The following is a 21026-nucleotide window of genomic DNA, read 5'->3' on the forward strand; positions in this document are numbered from 1 at the left end:
GGTGACGGCTCCCGTTACCGAGCTGTGTCCGTGCCAGCATCTCCCCAGCCCCGCCAAGGAGTTCACCGGTGACCCTTCCCCCGACCGGCCTCAACACCGGGAGCCACGACCTCCCGGTCTCCCCCGCCCTCGCCTCGTTCATGGCCACCAGCTGGGCCGCGACCCCGCTCCCCGCCGACCGGCGCGTCCCCGGCCACGACCGCTTCCCCGGCCGCCGCGCCCGGCTCTCCGCCGCCTTCCCCGGCGAGCGGCTGATCGTCCCGGCCGGCCGGCTCAAGGTCCGCTGCAACGACCTCGACTACCGCTTCCGCCCGCACAGCGCGTACGTCTGGCTCACCGGCCTCACCGGCGAGGACCAGGCCGACCACGTCCTGGTCCTCGAACCGGCCGGCCCCGAGGGCCACGAGCCGATCCTCTACCTGCGCCCGCGCTCCCCGCGCGACGGCGGCGAGTTCTACCGCGACCGCCGCTACGGCGAGTTCTGGGTCGGCTCCCGGCCCGACCTCGGCGAGGCGGCCCGGCTCACCGGAGTGCGCACCGAGCACCTCGACGACCTCGGCAAGCTGCTCACCGGCCCGCAGCCGCCCACCCGGGTGCTGGCCGGCACCGACCCGCTGGTCGACGAGGCCGCCGGGCGGCCGTCCGAGGACCACCGGGACGGCGAACTGGCCGCCGTACTCGCCGAGTTGCGCCTGGTGAAGGACCAGTGGGAGATCGGGCAGCTCCAGCTGGCCGTCGACCACACCGTCACCGGCTTCGAGGACGTCGTCCGCGCCCTGCCCACCGCACTGCGCCACCACCGCGGCGAGCGCTGGATCGAGGGCGTCTTCGACCTGCGTGCCCGTGCCGAGGGCAACGGCACCTCCTACACCACCATCGCCGCCTCCGGCGCCCACGCCTGCGTGCTGCACTGGATCCGCAACGACGGCGCGCTCGACCCGAACTCCCTGCTGCTGCTGGACGCCGGCGTCGAGACCGACACCCTCTACGCCGCCGACATCACCCGCACCCTCCCGCTCAGCGGCACCTTCACCCCGGTCCAGCGCCAGGCCTACGACCTCGTGCTCGCCGCCCAGAGCGCCGGCATCGCCGCCCTGCGCCCGGGCGCGCAGTTCCGCGACTTCCACCGCGCCGCCATGCGGGTCATCGCCGAGGGCCTCGCCGACTGGGGCGTCCTGCCCGTCTCCGCCGAAGAGGCCCTCGCCGAGGACAACGGCCTCTACCGCCGCTACACCCTCTGCGGCAGCGGCCACATGCTCGGCCTCGACTACCACGACTGCGCCAAGTCCCGCGCCGACCGCTACCTCGACGGCACCCTGGAGGAGGGCATGGTCCTCACCGTCGAACCCGGCCTCTACCTCCAGCCCGACGACGAGACCCTCCCCGCCGAACTCCGCGGCCTCGGCATCCGCATCGAGGACGACCTGGTCATCACCGCCGACGGCGCCCACCTGATGTCCGGCGCCCTGCCCAGGACGGCCCCCGACATCGAGTCGTGGATGGCCGACCTGCTGGCCTGAGAACGGGAGCGGACGATCAAGCCACCTTGATCGTCCGCTCCCCCTGCCGGACGGTGACCTCGACCTCGCCGCCGATGGCGGCCGCGTACGCCCGGAGGTTGTCCAGGCTGTCCACCTGCCCGTGCTCGATCTGCGACACCCGGGCCTGGCTCACCCCCAGCAACTCGGCCACGTGCTTCTGCGTGAGCCCGGCCTTGCGCCTCAGCTCGGCAAGCTCATGCCCCCGAATCTGAGCGAGCATCTCCTGGCGGGTCTGTGCCCGCCTCGCTTCCGCCTCCGGTGTGACCAGCTCGGGAAAGCGCTTCATGACCTCGGCTCGCACCTCGGTCCAGCTACGTCCCTTCATCGGCGTGCTCCGTTCCGTTGCTCCTCGACGTAATCTGCCTGCCCCGGCGCACTACCCCCGCGCCGCCCGCCACAGCTCGGTGACGATCGTCTCCGCCGGGCCCGTACGGGCCAGGTGGTGGGCGGTGCCGGCCCAGAGGTGCATGGCGCCGGTGTCGCCGCGGCGGGCGGCGGCGGCGCGCAGCGGCGCGGTGAGGTGGTTGACCTCGGGGTAGACGGGCGGGGCGTACGGGCCGTGGCGGTCGATGAAGGCGTTGCGCAGGCCACGGGCCGGGCGGCCGGTGAAGGCGCGGGTGACGACCGTCTCCGGGAGTTCGGTGAGCGCCGCCCGGTGCGCGGCCGGGGCGCCGGACTCGTCCGACCGCAGCAGCGCCGTGCCCAGCTGCACCGCCACCGCCCCCGCCCGCAGCGCCGCCGCGACGGCCGCACCGTCACCGAGCCCGCCTGCGGCGACCAGCGGCAATGCCGTCACCTGCCGCACGGCGGGCAGCAGTTCGAGCAGCGGCAGCTCCCCCGGTTCGTCCGCCACCCGGTGGGTGCCCCGGTGGCCGCCCGCCTCCGGGCCCTGCACGCACAGCGCGTCCATCCCGACGGCCTCCGCGGCCAGTGCCTCCTCCGGCGTGGTGACGGTGCCGACCTGCGTCGTGCCGACCGCCCGCAGCGCCGCCGCCTCCTCGGCCGTCGGCAGCCCGAAGGTGTACGACACCACCGGCACCGGGTCCGCGAGCAGGGCCGCGAGCTTGGCCTCCCAGTCGTCCCGGTCCGGCCCGATCACCTCCGGCAGCGTCACGCCCCACTGCTCGGCCTCGGGCCGCAGCCGCTCCCGGTACGCCGCGACGGCCGCACCGTCCCCGGGCGGGCCCGGCACGAAGAGGTTCACCCCGTACGGCCGGTCGGTCGCCTTCCGTACGGCGGCGATCTGGTCGGACATCCCGGAGGCGGTCTTCATCCCGGCGGCCAGGAACCCCAGCCCGCCGGCCCGGCTCACCGCCACCGCCAGCCCGGGCGTCGAGGGCCCGCCCGCCATCGGGGCGCCGATCACCGGTACGGCGAGTTCGTCGAGTCGGACGGCCATCGGGGTCTCCTCACACTGCGGGCACGGGGACACTGCTGCGGGTACGGACCGCTCCCCACCCTACGCTCAGCGGATCAGCCCCCGCCGCCGCGCCTCGCGCACCGCCGCCGTGCGCGAGTCCACCTCCAACTTGGTGTAGATGTGCACCAGATGGGACTTCACCGTGGCCTGGCTCAGGTGCAGCCGCTGGCTGATCTGCTGGTTGGTCAGCCCGTCCGCGACCAGCCCCAGCACCTCGGTCTCCCGGGCGCTGAGCGCCACCGCCGGCGTCCGCATCCGCTCCAGCAGCCGGTCCGCCACGCTGGGCGCCAGCGCGCTGCGCCCGGCCGCGGCCGCCCGTACGGCCTGCGCCAGCTCCTCCGGCGGCGCGTCCTTCAGCAGGTAGCCGGTGGCGCCCGCCTCCAGGGCCGGCAGGGTGTCCGCGTCGGTGTCGTACGTGGTGACCACCAGCACCCGCGGCGCGCCCGCCCGGGCGGTGATCTCCGCGGTGGCCTGCGCCCCGTTCATCGCCGACCCCGGCCCGAACTGGAGGTCCATCAGCACCACGTCCACGCCCGGCTCCGCGGCCAGCTCGACGGCCCGCTCGGCGGTGGCCGCCTCCGCCACGATGGCGAAGTCCGGCTCGCACTCCAGCACCGCCCGCAGCCCGGCCCGCACCACCGGGTGGTCGTCCGCGATGAGCAGCCGGATCACGAGCCGGCCTCCGGGGTGACCGGCAGCTGCACCGCCACCGTCGTCCCCTCCCCCGGCGCCGACTCCACCGTGAAGCTGCCGCCGAGCGCCCGGGCCCGGGCCCGCATCGAGGGCAGCCCGAACCCGCCGTCCCCGCTGGTGCGGCCGGCGACCGCCGCCGGGTCGAACCCGGCCCCGTCGTCGTACACGTCCAGTGCCACCTCACCCTCCATGTAGCTGAGTGTCACCTCGGCCCGCGAGGCCCCCGCGTGCCGGACGGTGTTGCCGAGCGCCGACTGCGCGATCCGCAGCAGCGCGACCTCCTGCGCGGCCGGCAGCCGGACCGGGTCGCCGGAGACGTGCAGGTGGACGGGCAGCGTGCCGTGCGCCGTCGTCGTCGCGCACAGCCGCTCCAGCGCGACCGGCAGCGGATCGCCGTCCAGCGCGGGCGGCGTGAGCGCCCGGACGAACCTCCGGGCCTCGTCCAGGTTGTCCTGGGCGGCCTGCCGCGCCTGCTCGACGTACCCTGCGGCGGCCTCGGTGCGCTCCGGCAGGGCCCGCTGGGCCGCCCGCAGCAGCAGCTGGATGGAGCTGAGGCTCTGCGCGAGGGTGTCGTGGATCTCCCGGGCGAGCCGCTCGCGCTCGGCCAGCACCCCGGCCGCGTGGTGCGCGGCGGCGAGGTCGGCGCGGGCGGCGGTCAGCTCGTCGATCAGCCGGCGGCGCTCCTCGCTCTCCCGGTACAGCGCCTGGTATCCGAGCACGGTGGCGGTGGCGACGGCCGCGCCGAGCGCGGGCCCGATCGAGGCGGCGAAGCTGAAGCTGTGCTGGTGCCAGGACCACGCGGCGATCGACGCGGCGGCGGTCAGCCCGACGGCAACCAGCCCGGCGCGCCGCCCCAGCAGGTGCAGCTCCAGGAAGTACAGCGGGAACGCCAGCCAGACCCCGTCCTGGGTGGCGATCAGCACGCCCGCCCAGGTGACGCCGAGCAGCGCCAGCCAGAGCCCGGCCGCCCGGCGCGAGCGGCGCACCGCGGCCAGCTGCGGCCCGACGGTGTAGACGGCGGCCATCGCGGTGGCCGCGGCGGCCACGGCGGCCGGATCGCCCCCGTGGTCGACGAAGACGGCCCGGGCGACGGCGAGCGCGAGCAGGCCCGCCACGAGCAGGTGCAGGCAGACCTGGAGGACGCGGGCGACGGGGGTGGTTCTGGATCGTTCGGTCGCCATCCGTCCAGCCTAAGTCCGCACCGTCGGTCCGGCATCAATCAAAAGGTTGAACTCGGCGTCTTCCCTTTGATGCCCAGGATGCAATCCCCGGCTCGATGCCTCCGGGCCCCCGGATCAACGACGGTGGAAGCGTCGGAAAACACCTGTGCAGAGAGAGGCCCACCGTGTTCGTCGCCTGGAGGGACCTGAGGTTCGCCAAGGGGCGGTTCGCCCTGATGGGAACCGTCATCGTGCTGATCACCGTACTGGTCGGCCTGCTGTCCGGGCTGACCGCCGGGCTCGGCCGGCAGAACATCTCCGCGATCACCGGCCTGCCCGCCGACCACCTGGTCTTCGGCAAGCCGGCGGACGGGCAGAAGCTCTCCTTCACCGACTCCCAGGTCACCCCGGAGCAGTGGCAGGCCTGGGCCCGCGAGCCCGGCGTCACCTCCGCCCAGCCGCTGGGCATCACCACCACCAAGGCCGCCGCCGGCCAGCGCACCGCCGCGCTCTCCGCCTTCGGCGTCCCCGAGGGCTCCGGGCTCGCCCCGCAGGGCAGCCGGATCGCCCCCGGCCAGGCGGTGCTGTCCAAGACCGCCGCCGAGAACCTGGGCGGCCTCGCCCCGGGCGCCGAGTTCACCCTGGCCGGGCACCCGCTGCGGGTCGCGGCCGTCGAGGGCGACGCCGCGTACAGCCACACCCCGGTGATCTGGACCAGCCTCGGCGACTGGCAGCAGTTCGCCCCCGGCGGCGCCGGCCACGCCACCGTCATCGCCCTCACCGCGAAGGGCGCCGACCTGGCCGCCGCCGACGCCCGCCACGGCACCGAGACCCGGACCCGCGACGACGCGCTCGCCGCGATCGGCTCCTACACCTCGGAGAACGGCTCCCTCCAGCTGATGCGCGGCTTCCTGTTCGCCATCTCGGCCCTGGTGATCGGCGCGTTCTTCACGGTCTGGACGATCCAGCGCAGCGGCGACATCGCCGTCCTCAAGGCCCTCGGCGCCTCCACCCGCTACCTGCTGCGCGACGCCCTCGGCCAGGCCGTCCTGCTGCTGCTGCTCGGCACCCTCGTCGGGACCGCGATCGCGGCCGGCTTCGGCTCGCTGATCGGCTCCGCCGTGCCCTTCGTCCTGGACGCCCCGACCGTCCTCCTGCCCGCCGCCGTCATGATCGCCCTCGGCGCGATCGGCGCGGCCCTGTCCATCCGCCGGATCACCTCCGTCGACCCGCTGACCGCTCTGGGGAGCGCCCGATGAGTTTGACCCTCGACCGCATCACCCTCACCTACCCGGACGGCGACAGCCGGCTCACCGCCCTGGACGAGGTCTCGCTGACCGTCCCCAAGGGCTCGCTCACCGCCGTCGTCGGCCCCTCCGGCTCCGGCAAGTCCAGTCTGCTGGCGGTGGCCGCCACCCTGATCACCCCGGACTCCGGGCAGGTGATCATCGACGGCACCGACACCACGGGCCTCGGCCGGGCGGAACTCACGGAACTGCGCCGTACCAGGATCGGCATCGTCTTCCAGCAGGCCAACCTGCTGCCCTCGCTCACCGCCGTGGAGCAGTTGCAGGTGATGGCCCACCTCGACGGCCGCTCCCCGCGCACCGCCCTCCCCCGTGCCCTGGAGCTCCTGGACGCCGTCGGCCTGCGCGACCAGGCCGCCCGCCGCCCGCACCAGCTCTCCGGCGGCCAGCGCCAGCGGGTCAACATCGCCCGCGCCCTGATGAACGACCCCACCGTCCTGCTGGTGGACGAGCCCACCAGCGCCCTCGACCACGAGCGCGGCGCCGCCGTCCTCGACCTGATCACCGACCTCACCCACCGCCGGGCGACCGCCACCGTCCTGGTCACCCACGACCGCACCCACCTGACGGCGGTCGACCAGATCGCCGAGGTCCACGACGGGAAGCTGACGCTGCCCGCGTCGGCGGTCTGACCTACTTCTTGGCCGTCAGCACGTCGTCCACCGAGAGCGTCACCGACGCACCGATCGACTCCGGCAGTGTGAAGGACTGCCCGGGGTGGTGGACGGCGTGCACCCGGTACTCGCCGTCCTTGGGGTCGGTCAGCACCATCACGCGCTGGTTCGTCCGGTCCACGATGACGTAGACGGGCACCCCTGCCTCCGCGTACAGCGTCGGCTTGATCTTCAGGTCGACCAAGTGGTTCGACGACGTCACTTCCAGCACAAGACGGAAGACCGCCGGGTCGTAGCAACCGTGTTCAAGAATCCGGTCATCACTTTCGGCGTCGACGACCACCAGGTCTGGCACGGCAAAGTCGCACGGACCGTTCGGCAACCAGATGCCGATGCCCTGAAAGACTTCGGTTTCTCCGCCATCCAGACCCGCCGCTTCGAACAGGCGGTCAAACCTCTTGATCGATCGACCGTGCTTGAGATTAGGCGGCGGCGTCACGGTGATCTGGCTCCCGATGATCTCGACCCGGTAGCCAGGGAACTGTTCGGAGATCAGCTCAGCGGCTTCGAGCAGCGTCGGCTGCTCCATGGGCTCTTCCACTGCTGCGGCGGACATGGAATTCCTCCTGACTGCCGATGTCGAGACCATCATCGTAGAGCTCGGGCACCCTCCGTCGTCCGATCATCACTCTTCACCCGAACGAGCGGTTTGGCTCCCGCCAGCCCCTACCGGGACCGCAGACGCAGGGCCGAGGGCTCCGGCTCGGCGGGCTTCTCGTCGTCGGCCCAGAGGGAGCGGACGTGGCTGAGGTGGCGGGTCATGCAGGCCTCGGCCGCCGCCGCGTCGCCGGCGAGCAGCAGGTCCAGCAGCTCCAGGTGCTCCTGCGCGGAGGAGACCAGCTCGCCGCGCTCGTCGAGCCGGTTGAGGCCGTACAGCCGCGAGCGCTTGCGCAGGTCGCCGACCACCTCGACCAGCCGCGCGTTGCCGGCCAGACCCAGCAGGTCCAGGTGGAACTGGCGGTCGGCCTCCAGGTAGCCGATCAGGTCGTGCTTGCGGGCCGCCGCGACGATCGCCTCGGCCTGCGGGCGCAGCCGCTCCAGTTGCTCCTTGGTGGCGGTGCGGGCCACCCGGCCGACGGTCGGGACCTCGATCAGGGCGCGGATCTCGGTGTAGTCGTCGAGGTCGCGGTCGGTGAGCTCGGTGACCCGGAACCCCTTGTTGCGGACGGCCTCGACCAGGCCCTCGCGGGCGAGGTCGAGCATGGCCTCGCGGACCGGGGTCGCGGAGACGCCGAAGTCGGCGGCGAGCGCGGGCGCGGAGTAGACCACGCCGGGACGCAGTTCGCCGGAGATCAGGGCCGCCCGGAGAGCGTGGGCGACCTGGTCGCGAAGCCGCTCCTGTACGGAGATCAGGGTGCGGGATTTGAGGTCGGCCATGGTGTTCCTCCGGGTGGATGCAGAACACCAGCGTACAATGTCACGTTACGTTGCGTATGCAACAGCCGCTGATTCCCGCACCCGCCACGCCACCCCGGGGCTGCGAAAGCCATGGTGACAGCGGCCGTCGGCCGTGACAACGGCCGACGGCACACGATCTTCCGGTTCCCACAGAGGGCTACGCCTGCCGGAACCGGCCCACCAGCGCGCTCAGACTGTCAGCGCCGTGACCGGCGTCCACGCCCCGCCGGACCGCCTCCGCCAGGACGGCCGGCAGGGCGCCGTCCACCCCGGAGTCCTCCGCGGTGTGCCGGACGTGCTCGATGCTCGCCAGCGCCATCACCATCCGGTCGACGTCCCCGCGGTGGTTCCCGGCCGCGATCCGCGGTGCGTAGAACGCCTGGAAGCCGGACATCGAGGCGGCGGTCGAGCTCAGGTACGGCAGGAACTCCTCCGCCGAGATGCCGTTGGCCTCGGCGATCGCCGTGGCGTGCAGGTAGCCGACCATCGAGGACCAGAACAGGTCCATCTGGATCTGGTAGTACAGCTGCGCCAGCCCGGGGTCGTCACCCCGGTAGTCGACCCCGGTGAGAACCTCCAGGGCCGCCCGGTGCCGCCGGAACAGCTCGACCGGGCCGCTGTAGAAGGTGGACGACTCGGGGCTGCCGATGCCCGAGGGCGGCACCTGCACCCCACCGGTGAGGTGCCCGGCGCCGTGGCCGGCCAGCCGACGCGCGGCTTCGCGGGCCCGCTCGGGGGTGTCCGAGCTGAGGTTCACGATCACCTTCCCCTTCAGCGCCGGCGCGACCGATTCCAGCACCTCGAACACCGCGTCGTAGTCGGTGAGGCTGAGCACCACGAGCTCGTTCGCCGCCACCGCCGCCTCCGCGCTGGGCGCGGCCTGCGCTCCCCGGGCGACGAGCCCGCCGGCCCGCGCGGCCGTGCGGTTCCACACCGTGACGGCGTACCCGGCGTCCAGGTACGCCCCGGCCATGGCCTGCCCCATCGGGCCGAGCCCGATCACCGTCACGGATCGCTTCGACTGCTGCTCAACGGACATGCGTCTTCCCCTCCTCTGGAACGAACGCTCTAACTAGAGCGCCGAGCCGACGCTAGCACAGGATTGGAACGAACGCTCTACTCAGAAATTCGGCTAGGATCGCGACGTGAAGACGCCCGAGAAGACCTCCGCAAAGGCCGAGGCGAAGCCCGGTACCCGCGAGCGGATCGTCCGGGCCACCTCCCGGCTGCTGCAACGCCAGGGGTACGAGGGCACCGGGATCAAGCAGATCTCCCGCGAGGCCGAGGCCACCCTCGGCTCCGTCTACCACTTCTTCCCGGGCGGCAAGCAGGAGCTGGCCGCCGAGGCGATCCGGCACGGGGACGAGGAGTTCGCCGTCATGCTGCGCACCTCGCTCGGCTCCTCACCGGACCTGGGCGACGCGATGACCGCCTGCACCCGGCTGCTCGCCGAGGAACTGCGCGCGTCCGACTGGCAGGACGGCTGTCCGATCACCAGCACCGCCCTGGAGACGGTCGGCCGGGTGCCGGTGATCGAGGAGGCGGTGGCCGAGGCCTTCGCCCACTGGCGGGCCATCGTGACGGAGCGGCTGCTCGCCGCCGGCATCGGCGAGGAGGACGCCCTCGAGCTGGCCGGCACCGTGATCAGCGCCCTGGAGGGCGCCGAGCTCGCCGCCCAGATCGCCCGCAGCGAACAGCCACTGCTGGTCGCCGGCAATCACCTGTCCCGCCTGCTCACCGGCTACGCCGGCGACCAGGCCTGACCCGCGGAGCCCGACCGCCGCCGGACAACGTGAGGAGCCGGCGCAGCGGGGGATCCCTTCCCGCTGCGCCGGCTCCGGTTTCACAACTCCCAACCACGGCCAGGAGTAACGGACTTGTCCATCGACATGGCGCTGTACGACGGCCGCCCGAACAGCGGCCGCCGCACCAGCCCCAGGATGCTGCACCTTTCGAGCCACGGCGAGGCCCTCACCACCGCCCTGGCCCTGCACACCGATCCGGCGCGCCATCGGCTCGGCCGGATCGACCCGTACGGCGACACCCTGTTCAACCAGCAGGACGCGGGCGCCGCCTTCGAGGAGGCCACCGCCCTGCTCGCCCGCTGCACCACCGAGGAGCAGCGGGCGGCCGTCCGCGACCTGCGCAACCTGCTCGCCAACTGCGCCGCCACCCCGGGCAGTTGGCTCGCCTTCCTCGGCGACTGAACGACGACCGGGCAGCACCGGGACGGCCCCAGGACGGCGCCGGGACGGCGACCGGGCGGCTACTGCTGCCGGTACACCTCCGCCGCGACGGCCAGGTCCTGCCAGGCCATCCCGACGCTCTTGAAGAACCGCGGCCGCCCGTCCGGCACCAGCGCGTCGCCGCGCACCAGCTCGGCGAGGTTCCACAGCTGCCGCCCGGCCACGCCCGCCATCAGCAGGTCCCCGGCCTCCCGGGCCGCGACCGTGCGCGCCTCCACGTACAGCTCGGCCCGCTGGACCAGCAGCTCGTCCACCTCCCGCGCATCCGGCTCGTGCGAGCCGACCGCCGCCACCGCGGCGTGCGCGGGCACCAGCGCACCGTCGAACAGCGGCGTGCGCGCGGTGGTGCAGCAGACCACCAGGTCCGCCTCGCGGACCGCCTTCGGCCCGCCGACCTCGGCCGTCAGCCCGAGCTCCCGCCCGTACGCCGCCAGCGCCTCCGCCCGTTCGGCGTTGCGCGCCACCACGGTGAGCCGGCGCAGCGGCCGGACGGCGAGCAGGGCGTCCAGGTGCCCGTACGCCTGCGGCCCCGAGCCGAACAGCACCAGGTGCTCGGCCTCCGGCACCGCCAGCCGCCGCAGCGCGGCCGCGGTGACGGCGGGCGTGCGCAGCGCGGTGAGCGCGGCGCCGTCCAGTACGGCGAGCGGTTGCAGGGTGGGCCCGTCCAGCAGCAGGTAGCTGCCGGTGATCCGGGGCAGGCCTCGCTCCGGGTTGGCGGGCGCGACCCCGGCGATCTTCACGCCGGCGTACGGCCCGGCGGCGGCCGGCATCATCAGCAGCTCGCCGGCAGGTACCGGCACAGCCGACCGGGCGGGTGCCGCTTCCGGGTCGAACCCGTCCAGCAGCACCCGCTCGATCGCCCCCACCGCACCGGCGGGCCCGACCCCGCCGGTGCCCGCCACGGCGTACTGGAGCGGCACAACAGCCGCGCCGGGCGTTGCGGTTGGACTCACAGCAGGAACCCCGTTCCCAGCTCGTCGCCCGGCTCCAGCACGAAGCCGTGCTCGCCGGTGCGGTGTGCGGTGCCGGTCACCTCGGTGACCACGCCCTCCCCCAGCGCGTCGCCGCCCGCGAGGACCCGGCCGGTGAAGACCGTGCCGATGATCGACTCGTGGCGCAGCGGCTCGCCCGGGGCCAGCCGGCCCTCGGCGGCGAGCACGGCGAGCCGGGCGGAGGTGCCGGAGCCGCAGGGCGAGCGGTCGATCTGGCCGTCCGCGAAGACGGTGACGTTCCGCTGGTTCAGCACCCCGTCGGCCGAGGGCAGCTCGTCGTACAGGATGACCCCGTACACCCCGGACAGCCGGGCGTCCGTCGGGTGCGCGACGGCCGGCTCACCGGCCAGCGCCGCCCTGATCTCACGCCCCACGGCGGTGAGTTCGGCCAGCTGTCCCGGTTCCACGGCGAGCCCGAGGGCCGCCGCCGGCACCGAGGCGTAGCAGGCGCCGGAGTGCGCCACCGCGACCTCCACGGTGCCGCGCGAGGTCTCCACCGGCAGCTTCAGGGCGGTCACCCGGCTGGGCACGTTGCGGAAGGTGACCCCGGTGGTCCGGCCGCCGGAGCGGTGCACCAGCGCGGTGACCCGGCCGGAGGGCACGTCGATCCGCACCCGGGCCACGCCGTCCTCGGGGGCCGCCACCAGCCCGGAGTCGACCGCCCAGGCACCGAGCGCGATGGTGCCGTGCCCGCAGGCCGTCGAGTAGCCGTCCTTGTGCCAGAACAGCACGCCGAGGTGCGCCTCGTCGTCGTCCGGCGGCACCAGGAAGCCGCCGTACATGCCGGCGTGGCCGCGCGGCTCGCGGGTGAGCAGCTGCCGGACGGTGTCCAGCTCGGACGGGCGGGGCGCGGTGGCCGTGCCGCCCGCGCCGATCACGATCGCCCGGCGCTCGGCGACGCTGTCGCCGGGGATCGCGGGCACGCCGTCCAGCACGATCCGGAACGGCTCACCGGCCGTGTGGTAGTCGACGGTACGCACGTGCATCAGGCACCTCCGACCGGCAGCACGCTGACCGTCCGGCTGACGGTGTAGAAGTCCAGGGCCGCCTGGCCCTGTTCGCGGTCGCCGTGGCTGGCGCCCTTGGCCCCGCCGAAGGGCAGGTGGAAGTCGACGCCGCTGGACGGGGCGTTGACCCGGATCATGCCCGCGTCCAGCCGGTCGGCGGCGGCCAGCGCCACGTCCAGGCTGCGGGTGTGCACCGAGGTGGAGAGGCTGTGCGGGGTGTCGTTGGCGAGCGCGATGGCCTCGTCCAGGTCGGCCGCGGCGTGCAGCACCGCGATCGGGCCGAAGAACTCCTCGCGTGCCAGAGGGTGTTCGGCCGGCACCTCGGCGAGCAGGGTCGGCTCGACGTACCAGCCGGCCCGCTCGGGGACCCCGCCGCCCGCCAGGACGACGGCCCCGGACTCGACGGCCGAGGAGACGGCGCCGGTCAGCCGCTCCCGGGCGGCGGCGTTGATCACCGGCCCGCAGACCGCGTCGTCGACCGCCGCCAGCGCCTTGACCAGCGCCTCGCGCAGCGGCTCGTACGCGGCGCCGACCGCGATCACCCGGCTGGTGGCGGTGCACTTCTGCCCGGCGTACCCGGCGATGGCCGCGGCGATGTGCCCGGCGGCCTGCGCGATGTCGGCGTCCGGCAGCACCAGCGCGGCGTTCAGCCCGCCGAGTTCGGCCTGCACCGGCACTCCGCGCTCGGTCGCGGCCCGCACCACGGCCCGGCCGACGCCGGTCGAGCCGGTGAAGGAGACCACGTCCACCGCGCCGACCAGCGCCTCACCCTCCTCCGCCCCACCGGGCAGCACCGTGAACACGTCCTCGGGCAGCCCGGCCAGCTCCGCCAGCCGCAGCGCGCAGGCCGTCGCCTCGGGCGCCGGCTTGAGCACCACCGCGTTGCCGACGGCGAGGGCCGGCGCGGCCTTCCAGGTCGGGATCGCCAGCGGGAAGTTCCACGGCGCGATCAGCCCGGCCACCCCGTACGGGCGGCGCCGGGTGAGCAGCAGGCCGGGCCCGGCGGCGGTCTCGTGCACCGCCCCGGAGGGCGCGTACGGCGCCTGCGCGTAGTAGCGCCAGATCGCCGCCGTGCGGGCGACCTCGCCGAGCGCCTCGGCCAGCGGCTTGCCGACCTCGCGCACGATCAGCGCGGCCAGCTCGTGGGCGTGTGCCTCGACGGCGTCCGCGATCCGGCCGAGCGCCGCCGACCGGGCGCCCGCCCCGGCGGCGAGCCAGTCGCGCTGCGCCGCCCGGGCCCGCCCGACGGCGGCCCGCACGGTCTCGGCGCCGGGCTCCTCGACGGCGACCACGAGGTCGTCCGGGTCGGCGGGGTTGTACGAGGTGATGGTCACAGCCAGCAGCCCTTCGAGGGAGGTACGAGAACGAAGGAGGTACGGAAGGTCAGAGCAGGAAGCCCGCCGGGAACGGGTCGCTCGGGTCGAGGAAGTACTGGGCGGTGCCGGTGATCCAGGCCCGCCCGGTGACGGTGGGCACCACGGCGGGCCGCCCGGCCACCTCGGTCTCCTCGACCAGGCGCCCGATGAAGGTGGTCCCGATGAAGGAGTCGTTGCGGAAGTCCCGCCCGAGGGGCAGTTCGCCGCGCGCGTGCAGCTGGGCCATCCGCGCCGAGGTGCCGGTGCCGCAGGGCGAGCGGTCGAACCAGCCGGGGTGGATGGCCATCGCGTGCCGGGAGTGCTCGGCGGTGGAGCCGGGGGCGAGCAGCTGGACGTGGTGGCAGCTGTGGATGGACGGGTTCTCCGGGTGCACCGGCCGGTCCGGGCTCGCGTTGATCGCGTCCATCATGGCCAGGCCGGCGTCCAGGATCTCCTGCTTGCGCTCGCGCTCGAAGGGCAGCCCGAACTCGGCGAGCGGCAGGATGGCGTAGAAGTTGCCGCCGTACGCGAGGTCGTAGCTGACCGTGCCGTAGCCGGGCACCTCGATCTTGCGGTCCAGGGCGACCGAGTAGGAGGGCACGTTGCGGATGGTCACCGCCTTGGCGGCGCCGTCCTCGACCTGCACCTCGGCGACCACCAGCCCGGCCGGGGTGTCCAGCCGTACGGTGGTGACGGGCTCGACCACCGGCACCATCCCGGTCTCGACCAGCACGGTGGCGACCCCGATGGTTCCGTGCCCGCACATCGGCAGCAGTCCGGTGACCTCGATGTAGAGCACGCCGAAGTCGGCGTCCGGCCGGGTCGGCGGCTGGAGGATGGCACCGCTCATCGCCGCGTGGCCGCGCGGCTCGTACATCAGCAGGGTGCGGAACTGGTCCAGGTGCTGCTGGAAGTGCACCCGGCGCTCGGCCATGGTGGCGCCGGGGATGACGCCGAAGCCGCCGGTGATCACCCGGGTCGGCATGCCCTCGGTGTGCGAGTCGACGGCGTGAAACACGTGGCGGCTGCGCATGGGTCACAACTCCCGTACAGGTTCGGATGGTTGGGTGTGGGCCGGGCCGGCTGCCGCCGCAGCCGGCCGGGAGACCCGAAATCGGACAGGAATTCAGACGAGGCCGTCGGCCAGCGCCTTCTCGGTGGCCGCACGCACGGCCGCCTCGATCTCCGGGGTGAGCGGCAGGCGCGGGGCCCGCACCGGGCCGCCGGGGCGGCCGGCGATGTCCATGGACAGCTTGATGGCCTGGACGAACTCGGTCTTGGAGTCCCAGCGCAGCAGCGAGTGCAGCGACTTGTAGAGCGGCAGCGCGTTCTCCAGGTCCTTGGAGACGGCGGCGTCGTAGAGCGCCACCGAGGCGGCCGGCAGGGCGTTCGGGTAGCCGGCGATCCAGCCCACCGCGCCCGCGAGCGCCAGCTCCAGCAGCACGTCGTCGGCGCCGATCAGCAGGTCCAGCCCGGGGGCCAGCTCGGCGATCTCGTACGCCCGGCGGACGTCGCCGCTGAACTCCTTGACCGCGACGATCGAGCCCTCGGCGTGCAGCTGGGCGAGCAGCGCGGGGACGAGGTCGACCTTGGTGTCGATCGGGTTGTTGTACGCCACGATCGGCAGTCCCGCCTTGGCGACCTCGGCGTAGTGGGCGCGCACCGAGGCATGGTCGGCCCGGTAGGCGTTCGGCGGCAGCAGCAGGACGGAGCCGGCGCCGGCCTCGGCGGCCTGCTCGGCCCAGCGGCGGGACTCGGCGCTGCCGTAGGCGGCCACGCCCGGCATGACCCGGGAGCCGTCGCCGGCCGCCTCGATGGCGACCTCGACGACCTTGGCGCGCTCCTCGGCGGTGAGCGTCTGGTACTCGCCCAGCGAGCCGTTGGGGACGACGCCCTCGCAGCCGGAGTCGATCAGCCAGCGGACGTGCTCGGCGTAGGCGTCGTAGTCGACGGAGTGGTCCGGGCGCAGCGGCAGCGTGGTGGCGACCATGATGCCGCGCCAGGGGCGGGTGGTGTCGTGCTGGGTGATGGACACGTGAGCTCCTTGATGAGGTGTGACATTTTATTAGAGGGGGCGGGCCGGAGACAAGGTCCCCGGCCCGCCGTTCGACGACGGGCTCGTTACGCCTCCGGGGTCGGCCCCGCCGCCAGCTGGGAGAGCGGCACCGGGCAGCCCAGCGGCCGCCGGTCCGGCCCGGGCTCACCCGACCCGGCCAGGCAGGCCACGGCCGGACCGCACATCCGGCCCTGACACCAGCCCATGCCGGCCCGGGTGAGCAGCTTGACGGTGCGCGGATCGCCCGCGCCCAGCTCGTCGACGGCCTCCCGGATCGCCGCGACCGGCACCTCCTCGCACCGGCAGACGTCGGTGTCCGGGCGCAGCCAGCCGGTCCAGCCGGGGCCGGGCCGGTGGGCGGCGGCCATCAGGTCGGCGAAGGCCCGCAGCCGCGCGCGGCGGCGCAGCAGCGCGGCGCGCGGCCGCGCCCCGGCCACCGCGTGCGCGGCCAGCTCGCCCTCGGCGAGCGCCAGGTCCGCGCCGCCGACGCCGTTGGTCTCGCCCGCCGACCAGAGGCCGGGCACGCTGGTGCGCAGCCGGGCGTCGACCTCCAGCGCGACCGCGCCGTCCGGCCCGGTGAGGGTCCGCGCGCCCAGCTCGGTGGCCAGGTCGATCTGCGGCAGCAGGCCGTGGCCGACCGCGAGCGCGTCGCAGTCGATCCGCCGCTCGGTGCCGGCCACCGGTCGCCAGTCGGCGTCCAGCCGGGCCACGGTGACGCCGGTGACCCGGTCCGTCCCGTGCGCCTCGACCACCGCGCTGCGCGGGCGCAGCCGCACCCCGTGCCGCAGCAGCGCGCTGCCGTGCCCCGCGCCCTCGACCAGCTTGCCGGGGACGCCCGCCAGCACGCCGGGGCGCCGGACGTACCCGAGGTAGGCGGTGGCCTCGACCACCGCAGGCACCTCGGCCCCGGCGGTGACCAGCGAGGAGGCTGCCGCGAGCAGCAGCGGGCCGCTGCCGGCCACCACGATCCGCTTGCCGGGCAGCACCAGCCCGGCCTTGAGCATCGCCTGGGCACCGCCCGCGGTGACCACCCCGGGCAGGGTCCAGCCGGGGAACGGCAGCTGCCGCTCGTACGCGCCGGTGGCGAGCAGCACCGACCGGGACCGGACGGTGGCCCGGTCGGTGCTCTCCGGCCCACGGGTGACGTGCACCGCGTAACCGTCCTCGGTGCGCTCCAGCGCCCAGACCTGGTGCCCGGCCCGGAAGACGGCCCGCCCGGCGCGCTCGTGCGCGGCGAGCCGGTCGGCCGCCCCGGTGTAGGCGGACCAGTGGTGATGCAGCCGGTCCGGCCGGGCCGCGCCGAGGCCGGGCGCCGGGTGGCGGTAGTACTGCCCGCCGGTGCTCTGCCCGCCGTCCAGCAGGGCGCAGCGCAGCCCGAGGTCCGCGGCGGTCACGGCGGCGGCGAGCCCGGCCGGGCCCGCGCCGACCACCACGAGGTCGTACGGAAAGGTGTCGAGGGGTTCAGACGGCGAGGTCGGCACGGCCGTGGCCCTCCTGGGTGGTGACGGTGGTGCCGGGCTCGGCGGGGAGCAGGCAGGTGCGCTGGTTGGGGCGGCCGTCCACGGTCGCCAGGCAGTCGAAGCAGGCGCCGATGCCACAGAACGCGCCGCGCGGCTTGCCGCCGACCCGGGTGGTGCGCCAGGCGAGCACGCCGTCGGCCCAGAGCGCGGCGGCGATCGACTGACCGGGCAGCGCGGGGACGGGCCGCCCGTCGAACTCGATGTGGTGGGCGGGCCCGGGCTCGGCCTCGACCAGCCCGGCGGGGGTGCGGCGGCTCATCGGCGGCCTCTCCAATCTCACGGGTCCAGGAAGTGTCCGGAAGGCGTTCCGGTACGGGCGCTCACGCAGCCGGGAAGCGGTCCGCGCGGAACGGCGCGAGGTCCTGCTCCGGCTGCTTGCCGGTGAGCTGCTCGCTGATCAGCAGTCCGGTCGCCGGGGCCAGCCCGATGCCGGCCCCCTCGTGCCCGCAGGCGTGGTACAGCCCGGGCACCCGGGGGTCCGCGCCGATGGCCGGCAGGTGGTCCGGCAGGTACGGGCGGAAGCCCCGGTAGGTGCGCATCACGGTGACGCCGGCGAGCACCGGGAACAGCGCCGCGGCCTGGCTCGCCAGCCGGCTCAGCACCTCCTGGGAGAGGGTGCGGTCGAAGCCGACCCGCTCCCGGCTGGCGCCGATCAGCACCGGCCCGCCCGGGGTGCCCTCGATCACCGCGGAGGTCTCCAGCCCGGCCGAGCCGCTGGCCACGTTGGCCACGTAGTCGGCGGCGTAGACCTTGTGCCGCACGACCCGCGGCAGCGGCTCGGTGACCAGCACGAAGCCACGCCGGGGCAGCACCGGCAGGTGGACTCCGGCCAGTGCGGCGATCTCGCCGCCCCAGGTGCCGGCCGCGTTCACCACGGCGGGGGCGGCCAGGCTCCGCCGGTCGGTCCGCACGCCGCGCACGGCGCCGTCCGGCCCCCGGTCGATGGCGGTGACGCTCTCCCCGGTGATCAGCTCGGCACCCATCCGGCGCGCCTCGCGCAGCAGGTGGGCGGCGGCGAGGGCGGGCTGGACCTGGGCGTCCTGCGGGTAGTGGAAGCCTCCGGCCAGTCCCTCGGCGAGGTGCGGCTCCAGCTCGCGCAACCGGTCGCCGGGCACCTCCTCGGCCTCGACCCCGACGGAGCGCTGTTCGGCGGCGAAGGCGCGCAGCGCCTCCTGCCCGGCGGGGGTGGAGGCGACCACCACGCCGCCCTTGGGCTCGTACTCGATCGCTGCGCCGAGCCGGTCGGCGAGTTCGCGCCAGAGCCGGGTGCTGAGCAGGGCGAGGTCGAGTTCGGGGCCGGGCTCCTTGTCGGAGACCAGCAGGTTGCCCTCGCCCGCGCCGGTGGTGCCGCCGGCCACCGGCCCGCGGTCGACGACGGCGACGGCGAGCCCGGCGCGGGCGGCGTAGTAGGCGCAGGCGGCGCCGACCACTCCGGCGCCGACCACGACGACGTCCAGGGGAGGTCTCTCGGTCTTCAGCACGCCAGTAATATGTCACATGCCATCTACCCTGCCAAGACCGACCCGTCGAAACCGGTGGAAAACCGGCCGACGAGCGGGTCACAGGACGGAACGCCGGCAGCGAAAAGCCCCGGCCCACCGCTCGGCAGCGGCGGACCGGGGCTCCTCAGGGCCTACCGGCTCAGGTGATGTCGTCCATCTCCTCGCGGTGGGACGCCGGCACCGCCGCACCGGCCGCCGGGGCCGCCGAGGCCTGGACGGTCTCCGCACCGGCCACCGGCTGCACCGAGAGGTCCAGCTGCGAGGCCTCCTCGTCGTCCAGCCCGGCGTCCGGGTTGCGGCGCGCCTTGCGCTTGTCGCTGATCAGCGCGATGGCCACGGCGATGAAGTACAGCGCCCAGATCGGCGCGGCCAGCGCGAGCATGCTCAACGGGTCGGCGCTCGGCGTGGCGAAGGCCGCGAACACCGTGATGGCCATGATCATGCCGCGCCACCAGCCGAGCAGCCGCTTGCCGCTGACCATGCCGACCAGGTTCATCATCACGAGCAGCAGCGGGAACTCGAAGGCGAGGCCGAAGACCAGCACCATCCGGGTGGCGATGTCGAAGTAGTCGTCCGGCGGCAGGATCGGCGTGGTGTCGTTCGGGGTGAACGAGATCAACACCTCGATCGTGGTCGGCAGCACCAGGAAGGCGCAGCCGACACCGGCCAGGAACAGCGGCGCCCCGCACGCCATGAAGATGACGGTGTACTTCTTCTCGTGCCGGTGCAGACCGGGCGCCACGAACGCCCACACCTGCCACAGCCAGATCGGCACCGCGCCGACCACGCCGGCCGTCAGCGCCACCTTGAGCATCCAGGTGAAACCCGAGGTCAGACCGATCGTGGAGACCTGCGCGCACTTGCCGTGGTACTGGGCCGCGGTCTCCGTGGTGCACTGCGGCAGCGGCTTCAGCAGGAGGGTTTCGAGCTGCTTGTGGTACACCAGCGCCACGATGGTGATCAGCACGATCGCCAGGACCGACTTGACCACGCGGTTGCGCAGTTCCCGCAGGTGGTCGGCGAGGGCCATCCGCCCCTCAGGATCCTTTGGCGCCTTCGACGCCTTGGAGAGCTTGCTCAACCCCGGTCCTCAACTCGTGCGTCGGGGCCCGCCGGTCGACGGGCCTCCGTGGTCGCGTGCGTCGCGCACGTCGTGTGCGCGGCGCGCGTCAGGTGCGTCACGTGCGCCGCGCTCAGTGCGGACGGTCGCCGTCGGGCGCGGAGGCCCCGGCGGCGGGCTCGTTCACCGGACGGGCCGTGGCCGAAGCGCCCGGAGCGGCCTGGATGGTCCTGCCCGCGGTGCCGTCCACCGGGGCCGGCGCCGGAGCGGGCCGGGCCGGCTGCTCGGGCTCGCCGTCCGAACGCATCGCCTGGGCCTCGCTCTTGAGGATCCGCATCGACTTGCCCAGCGAGCGCGCCAGGTCCGGCAGCCGCTTGGCTCCGAACAGCACGATGGCGAGAACCACGATCACCACGATCGCGGTCATCGAGATGCGCATGCGCGACCACCTTCAGTCATGGCGGCCCGACGGGCCGTCCGCTGCGGATGGTAACCGCTGCGGATGACGCCACGACGACGGCCGCCCGAACAGGACAGCGGCCCCCGGTACGCGGTTCAGGAGCCTTCTGAGAGCGTAACCCGCCCCCACCCGCCGCAGCAGCCCCGTACCACCTCGGGCCCGGTCGTGCTAGGCGGCCGGGACGCTGCGCTCCGCGGCCGGGGCGCCCGATCCGGGTATCGCGTCCGCCAGGTCGCCGGCCGCCGCGGCCAGCGCCCGCGAGGCCCGGTCCACGCCCTTGGCCAGCGCCCGCACATCGAGCCAGAGCCGGATCGCGAGGACCCCGAGGACCAGCAGGCCCGCGGTGGCGAGCAGGACGGCGGCGACGAGCATCCAGGACATGCGCCCCACCCTATACGGGCACTACCCCTCCACCGGGACGAGCCGCATGGTGCGCACCCCGGCCCCGGTGAGCGCCTCGACGATCTTCTCCCCGGCCGGCTTGCGCACCGCCGACCCGCACCGCGGGCAGCCGAAGCTGTAGTACGCCTGGGCCGGGGTGCGACCGAGGGTCAGGCGGAAGTCCTCGGCCGGGAGCTCCACCTTCTCCCGGCACTCGGAGCAGTACACCTTGAATCTGGTCCCGGGTTCCACCG

Annotated in this window: 24 protein-coding genes; 5 read left to right on the plus strand and 19 right to left on the minus strand. The window is 74.2% G+C overall.

Annotated elements, in window-relative coordinates:
• Nucleotides 1-68 precede the first annotated feature (68 nt).
• Nucleotides 69-1520, plus strand: coding sequence for an aminopeptidase P family protein (locus AB0O11_RS13475; protein WP_363385334.1), 1452 nt, complete (start codon nucleotides 69-71; stop codon nucleotides 1518-1520).
• Between the two features lie 16 nt (nucleotides 1521-1536).
• Here AB0O11_RS13475 and AB0O11_RS13480 read toward each other — a convergent pair whose 3' ends face one another.
• The 4 genes from AB0O11_RS13480 to AB0O11_RS13495 all read right to left on the minus strand — a co-directional run bounded on the left by AB0O11_RS13480 (nucleotide 1537) and on the right by AB0O11_RS13495 (nucleotide 4835).
• The gene (locus AB0O11_RS13480) at nucleotides 1537-1866 is read right to left on the minus strand and encodes an XRE family transcriptional regulator (RefSeq protein ID WP_363385337.1); all 330 of its coding nucleotides are present in this window, start codon (nucleotides 1864-1866) and stop codon (nucleotides 1537-1539) included.
• 51 nt (nucleotides 1867-1917) lie between these two features.
• The gene (locus tag AB0O11_RS13485; RefSeq protein WP_363385340.1) at nucleotides 1918-2940 is read right to left on the minus strand and encodes a nitronate monooxygenase; all 1023 of its coding nucleotides are present in this window, start codon (nucleotides 2938-2940) and stop codon (nucleotides 1918-1920) included.
• Nucleotides 2941-3006: 66 nt separating this feature from the next.
• Nucleotides 3007-3633: a response regulator transcription factor gene (locus AB0O11_RS13490; RefSeq protein ID WP_363385343.1), complete on the minus strand. Its 627-nt coding sequence runs from the start codon at nucleotides 3631-3633 to the stop codon at nucleotides 3007-3009.
• Nucleotides 3630-4835, minus strand: coding sequence for a sensor histidine kinase (locus AB0O11_RS13495; RefSeq protein ID WP_363385346.1), 1206 nt, complete (start codon nucleotides 4833-4835; stop codon nucleotides 3630-3632). The genes AB0O11_RS13490 and AB0O11_RS13495 overlap by 4 nt, the downstream gene beginning before the upstream one ends.
• 164 nt (nucleotides 4836-4999) lie before the next feature.
• Here AB0O11_RS13495 and AB0O11_RS13500 point away from each other — a divergent pair, with 164 nt between their 5' ends.
• On the plus strand, nucleotides 5000-6073 hold the full coding sequence (locus AB0O11_RS13500; protein WP_363385349.1) for an ABC transporter permease: 1074 nt from the start codon (nucleotides 5000-5002) through the stop codon (nucleotides 6071-6073).
• Entirely contained in the window at nucleotides 6070-6753 is a 684-nt protein-coding gene (locus AB0O11_RS13505) for an ABC transporter ATP-binding protein (protein ID WP_363385351.1), read from the plus strand. Before AB0O11_RS13500 ends, AB0O11_RS13505 begins: the two co-directional genes overlap by 4 nt.
• A 1-nt stretch (nucleotide 6754) precedes the next feature.
• On the opposite strand, the gene AB0O11_RS13510 is transcribed toward AB0O11_RS13505, so the two are convergent.
• The 3 genes from AB0O11_RS13510 to AB0O11_RS13520 form a co-directional block, all read right to left on the minus strand.
• Nucleotides 6755-7351 (minus strand): Uma2 family endonuclease, encoded by a 597-nt coding sequence (locus AB0O11_RS13510; RefSeq protein ID WP_363385354.1) that lies wholly within the window; start codon nucleotides 7349-7351, stop codon nucleotides 6755-6757.
• Nucleotides 7352-7461: 110 nt separating this feature from the next.
• Nucleotides 7462-8172, minus strand: a complete 711-nt coding sequence (locus AB0O11_RS13515; RefSeq protein ID WP_224282146.1) for a GntR family transcriptional regulator — start codon at nucleotides 8170-8172, stop codon at nucleotides 7462-7464.
• 178 nt (nucleotides 8173-8350) lie between these two features.
• Nucleotides 8351-9232, minus strand: a complete 882-nt coding sequence (locus AB0O11_RS13520) for an NAD(P)-binding domain-containing protein (RefSeq protein ID WP_363385356.1) — start codon at nucleotides 9230-9232, stop codon at nucleotides 8351-8353.
• 106 nt (nucleotides 9233-9338) lie between these two features.
• Between AB0O11_RS13520 and AB0O11_RS13525 the strand changes: the two genes are divergently transcribed.
• Nucleotides 9339-9956 carry a TetR/AcrR family transcriptional regulator gene (locus AB0O11_RS13525; protein WP_363385358.1) on the plus strand — a complete coding sequence of 206 codons (618 nt, stop codon included), beginning with the start codon at nucleotides 9339-9341 and terminating at the stop codon, nucleotides 9954-9956.
• A 114-nt stretch (nucleotides 9957-10070) separates the two neighbouring features.
• Nucleotides 10071-10400: a hypothetical protein gene (locus tag AB0O11_RS13530; protein ID WP_363385360.1), complete on the plus strand. Its 330-nt coding sequence runs from the start codon at nucleotides 10071-10073 to the stop codon at nucleotides 10398-10400.
• Nucleotides 10401-10459: 59 nt separating this feature from the next.
• Here the strand turns inward: AB0O11_RS13530 and AB0O11_RS13535 are convergent, their stop codons facing one another.
• The 12 genes from AB0O11_RS13535 to AB0O11_RS13590 all read right to left on the minus strand — a co-directional run bounded on the left by AB0O11_RS13535 (nucleotide 10460) and on the right by AB0O11_RS13590 (nucleotide 21024).
• Nucleotides 10460-11392, minus strand: a complete 933-nt coding sequence (locus AB0O11_RS13535) for an ornithine cyclodeaminase family protein (protein WP_363385362.1) — start codon at nucleotides 11390-11392, stop codon at nucleotides 10460-10462.
• Entirely contained in the window at nucleotides 11389-12417 is a 1029-nt protein-coding gene (locus AB0O11_RS13540; protein ID WP_363385364.1) for a proline racemase family protein, read from the minus strand. The genes AB0O11_RS13535 and AB0O11_RS13540 overlap by 4 nt, the downstream gene beginning before the upstream one ends.
• On the minus strand, nucleotides 12417-13772 hold the full coding sequence (locus AB0O11_RS13545; protein WP_363385367.1) for an aldehyde dehydrogenase family protein: 1356 nt from the start codon (nucleotides 13770-13772) through the stop codon (nucleotides 12417-12419). The genes AB0O11_RS13540 and AB0O11_RS13545 overlap by 1 nt, the downstream gene beginning before the upstream one ends.
• Nucleotides 13773-13821: 49 nt before the next feature.
• Entirely contained in the window at nucleotides 13822-14826 is a 1005-nt protein-coding gene (locus AB0O11_RS13550) for a proline racemase family protein (RefSeq protein WP_363385369.1), read from the minus strand.
• Between the two features lie 93 nt (nucleotides 14827-14919).
• A complete protein-coding gene (locus tag AB0O11_RS13555) occupies nucleotides 14920-15828 on the minus strand; it encodes a dihydrodipicolinate synthase family protein (RefSeq protein WP_363385372.1) in 909 nt (302 codons plus the stop codon).
• An 86-nt stretch (nucleotides 15829-15914) separates the two neighbouring features.
• Nucleotides 15915-17330 carry an NAD(P)/FAD-dependent oxidoreductase gene (locus AB0O11_RS13560; RefSeq protein ID WP_363385374.1) on the minus strand — a complete coding sequence of 472 codons (1416 nt, stop codon included), beginning with the start codon at nucleotides 17328-17330 and terminating at the stop codon, nucleotides 15915-15917.
• On the minus strand, nucleotides 17311-17628 hold the full coding sequence (locus tag AB0O11_RS13565) for a (2Fe-2S)-binding protein (protein ID WP_224284890.1): 318 nt from the start codon (nucleotides 17626-17628) through the stop codon (nucleotides 17311-17313). The genes AB0O11_RS13560 and AB0O11_RS13565 overlap by 20 nt, the downstream gene beginning before the upstream one ends.
• Before the next feature lie 61 nt (nucleotides 17629-17689).
• Nucleotides 17690-18850 (minus strand): FAD-dependent oxidoreductase, encoded by a 1161-nt coding sequence (locus tag AB0O11_RS13570; protein WP_363385377.1) that lies wholly within the window; start codon nucleotides 18848-18850, stop codon nucleotides 17690-17692.
• A 160-nt stretch (nucleotides 18851-19010) separates the two neighbouring features.
• Entirely contained in the window at nucleotides 19011-19952 is a 942-nt protein-coding gene (tatC, locus tag AB0O11_RS13575) for a twin-arginine translocase subunit TatC (RefSeq protein WP_363385380.1), read from the minus strand.
• A 112-nt stretch (nucleotides 19953-20064) separates the two neighbouring features.
• A complete protein-coding gene (gene tatA / locus AB0O11_RS13580) occupies nucleotides 20065-20370 on the minus strand; it encodes a Sec-independent protein translocase subunit TatA (RefSeq protein ID WP_363385382.1) in 306 nt (101 codons plus the stop codon).
• A gap of 189 nt (nucleotides 20371-20559) precedes the next feature.
• Complete coding sequence (locus tag AB0O11_RS13585; protein WP_363385384.1) at nucleotides 20560-20772, minus strand: hypothetical protein; 213 nt, start codon at nucleotides 20770-20772, stop codon at nucleotides 20560-20562.
• Between the two features lie 21 nt (nucleotides 20773-20793).
• Nucleotides 20794-21024 carry a hypothetical protein gene (locus AB0O11_RS13590; RefSeq protein ID WP_363385387.1) on the minus strand — a complete coding sequence of 77 codons (231 nt, stop codon included), beginning with the start codon at nucleotides 21022-21024 and terminating at the stop codon, nucleotides 20794-20796.
• Between the last annotated feature and the right edge of the window lie 2 nt (nucleotides 21025-21026).

The sequence above is a fragment of the Kitasatospora sp. NPDC093102 genome (genome assembly GCF_040683915.1).
Taxonomy (GTDB): Bacteria; Actinomycetota; Actinomycetes; order Streptomycetales; family Streptomycetaceae; genus Kitasatospora.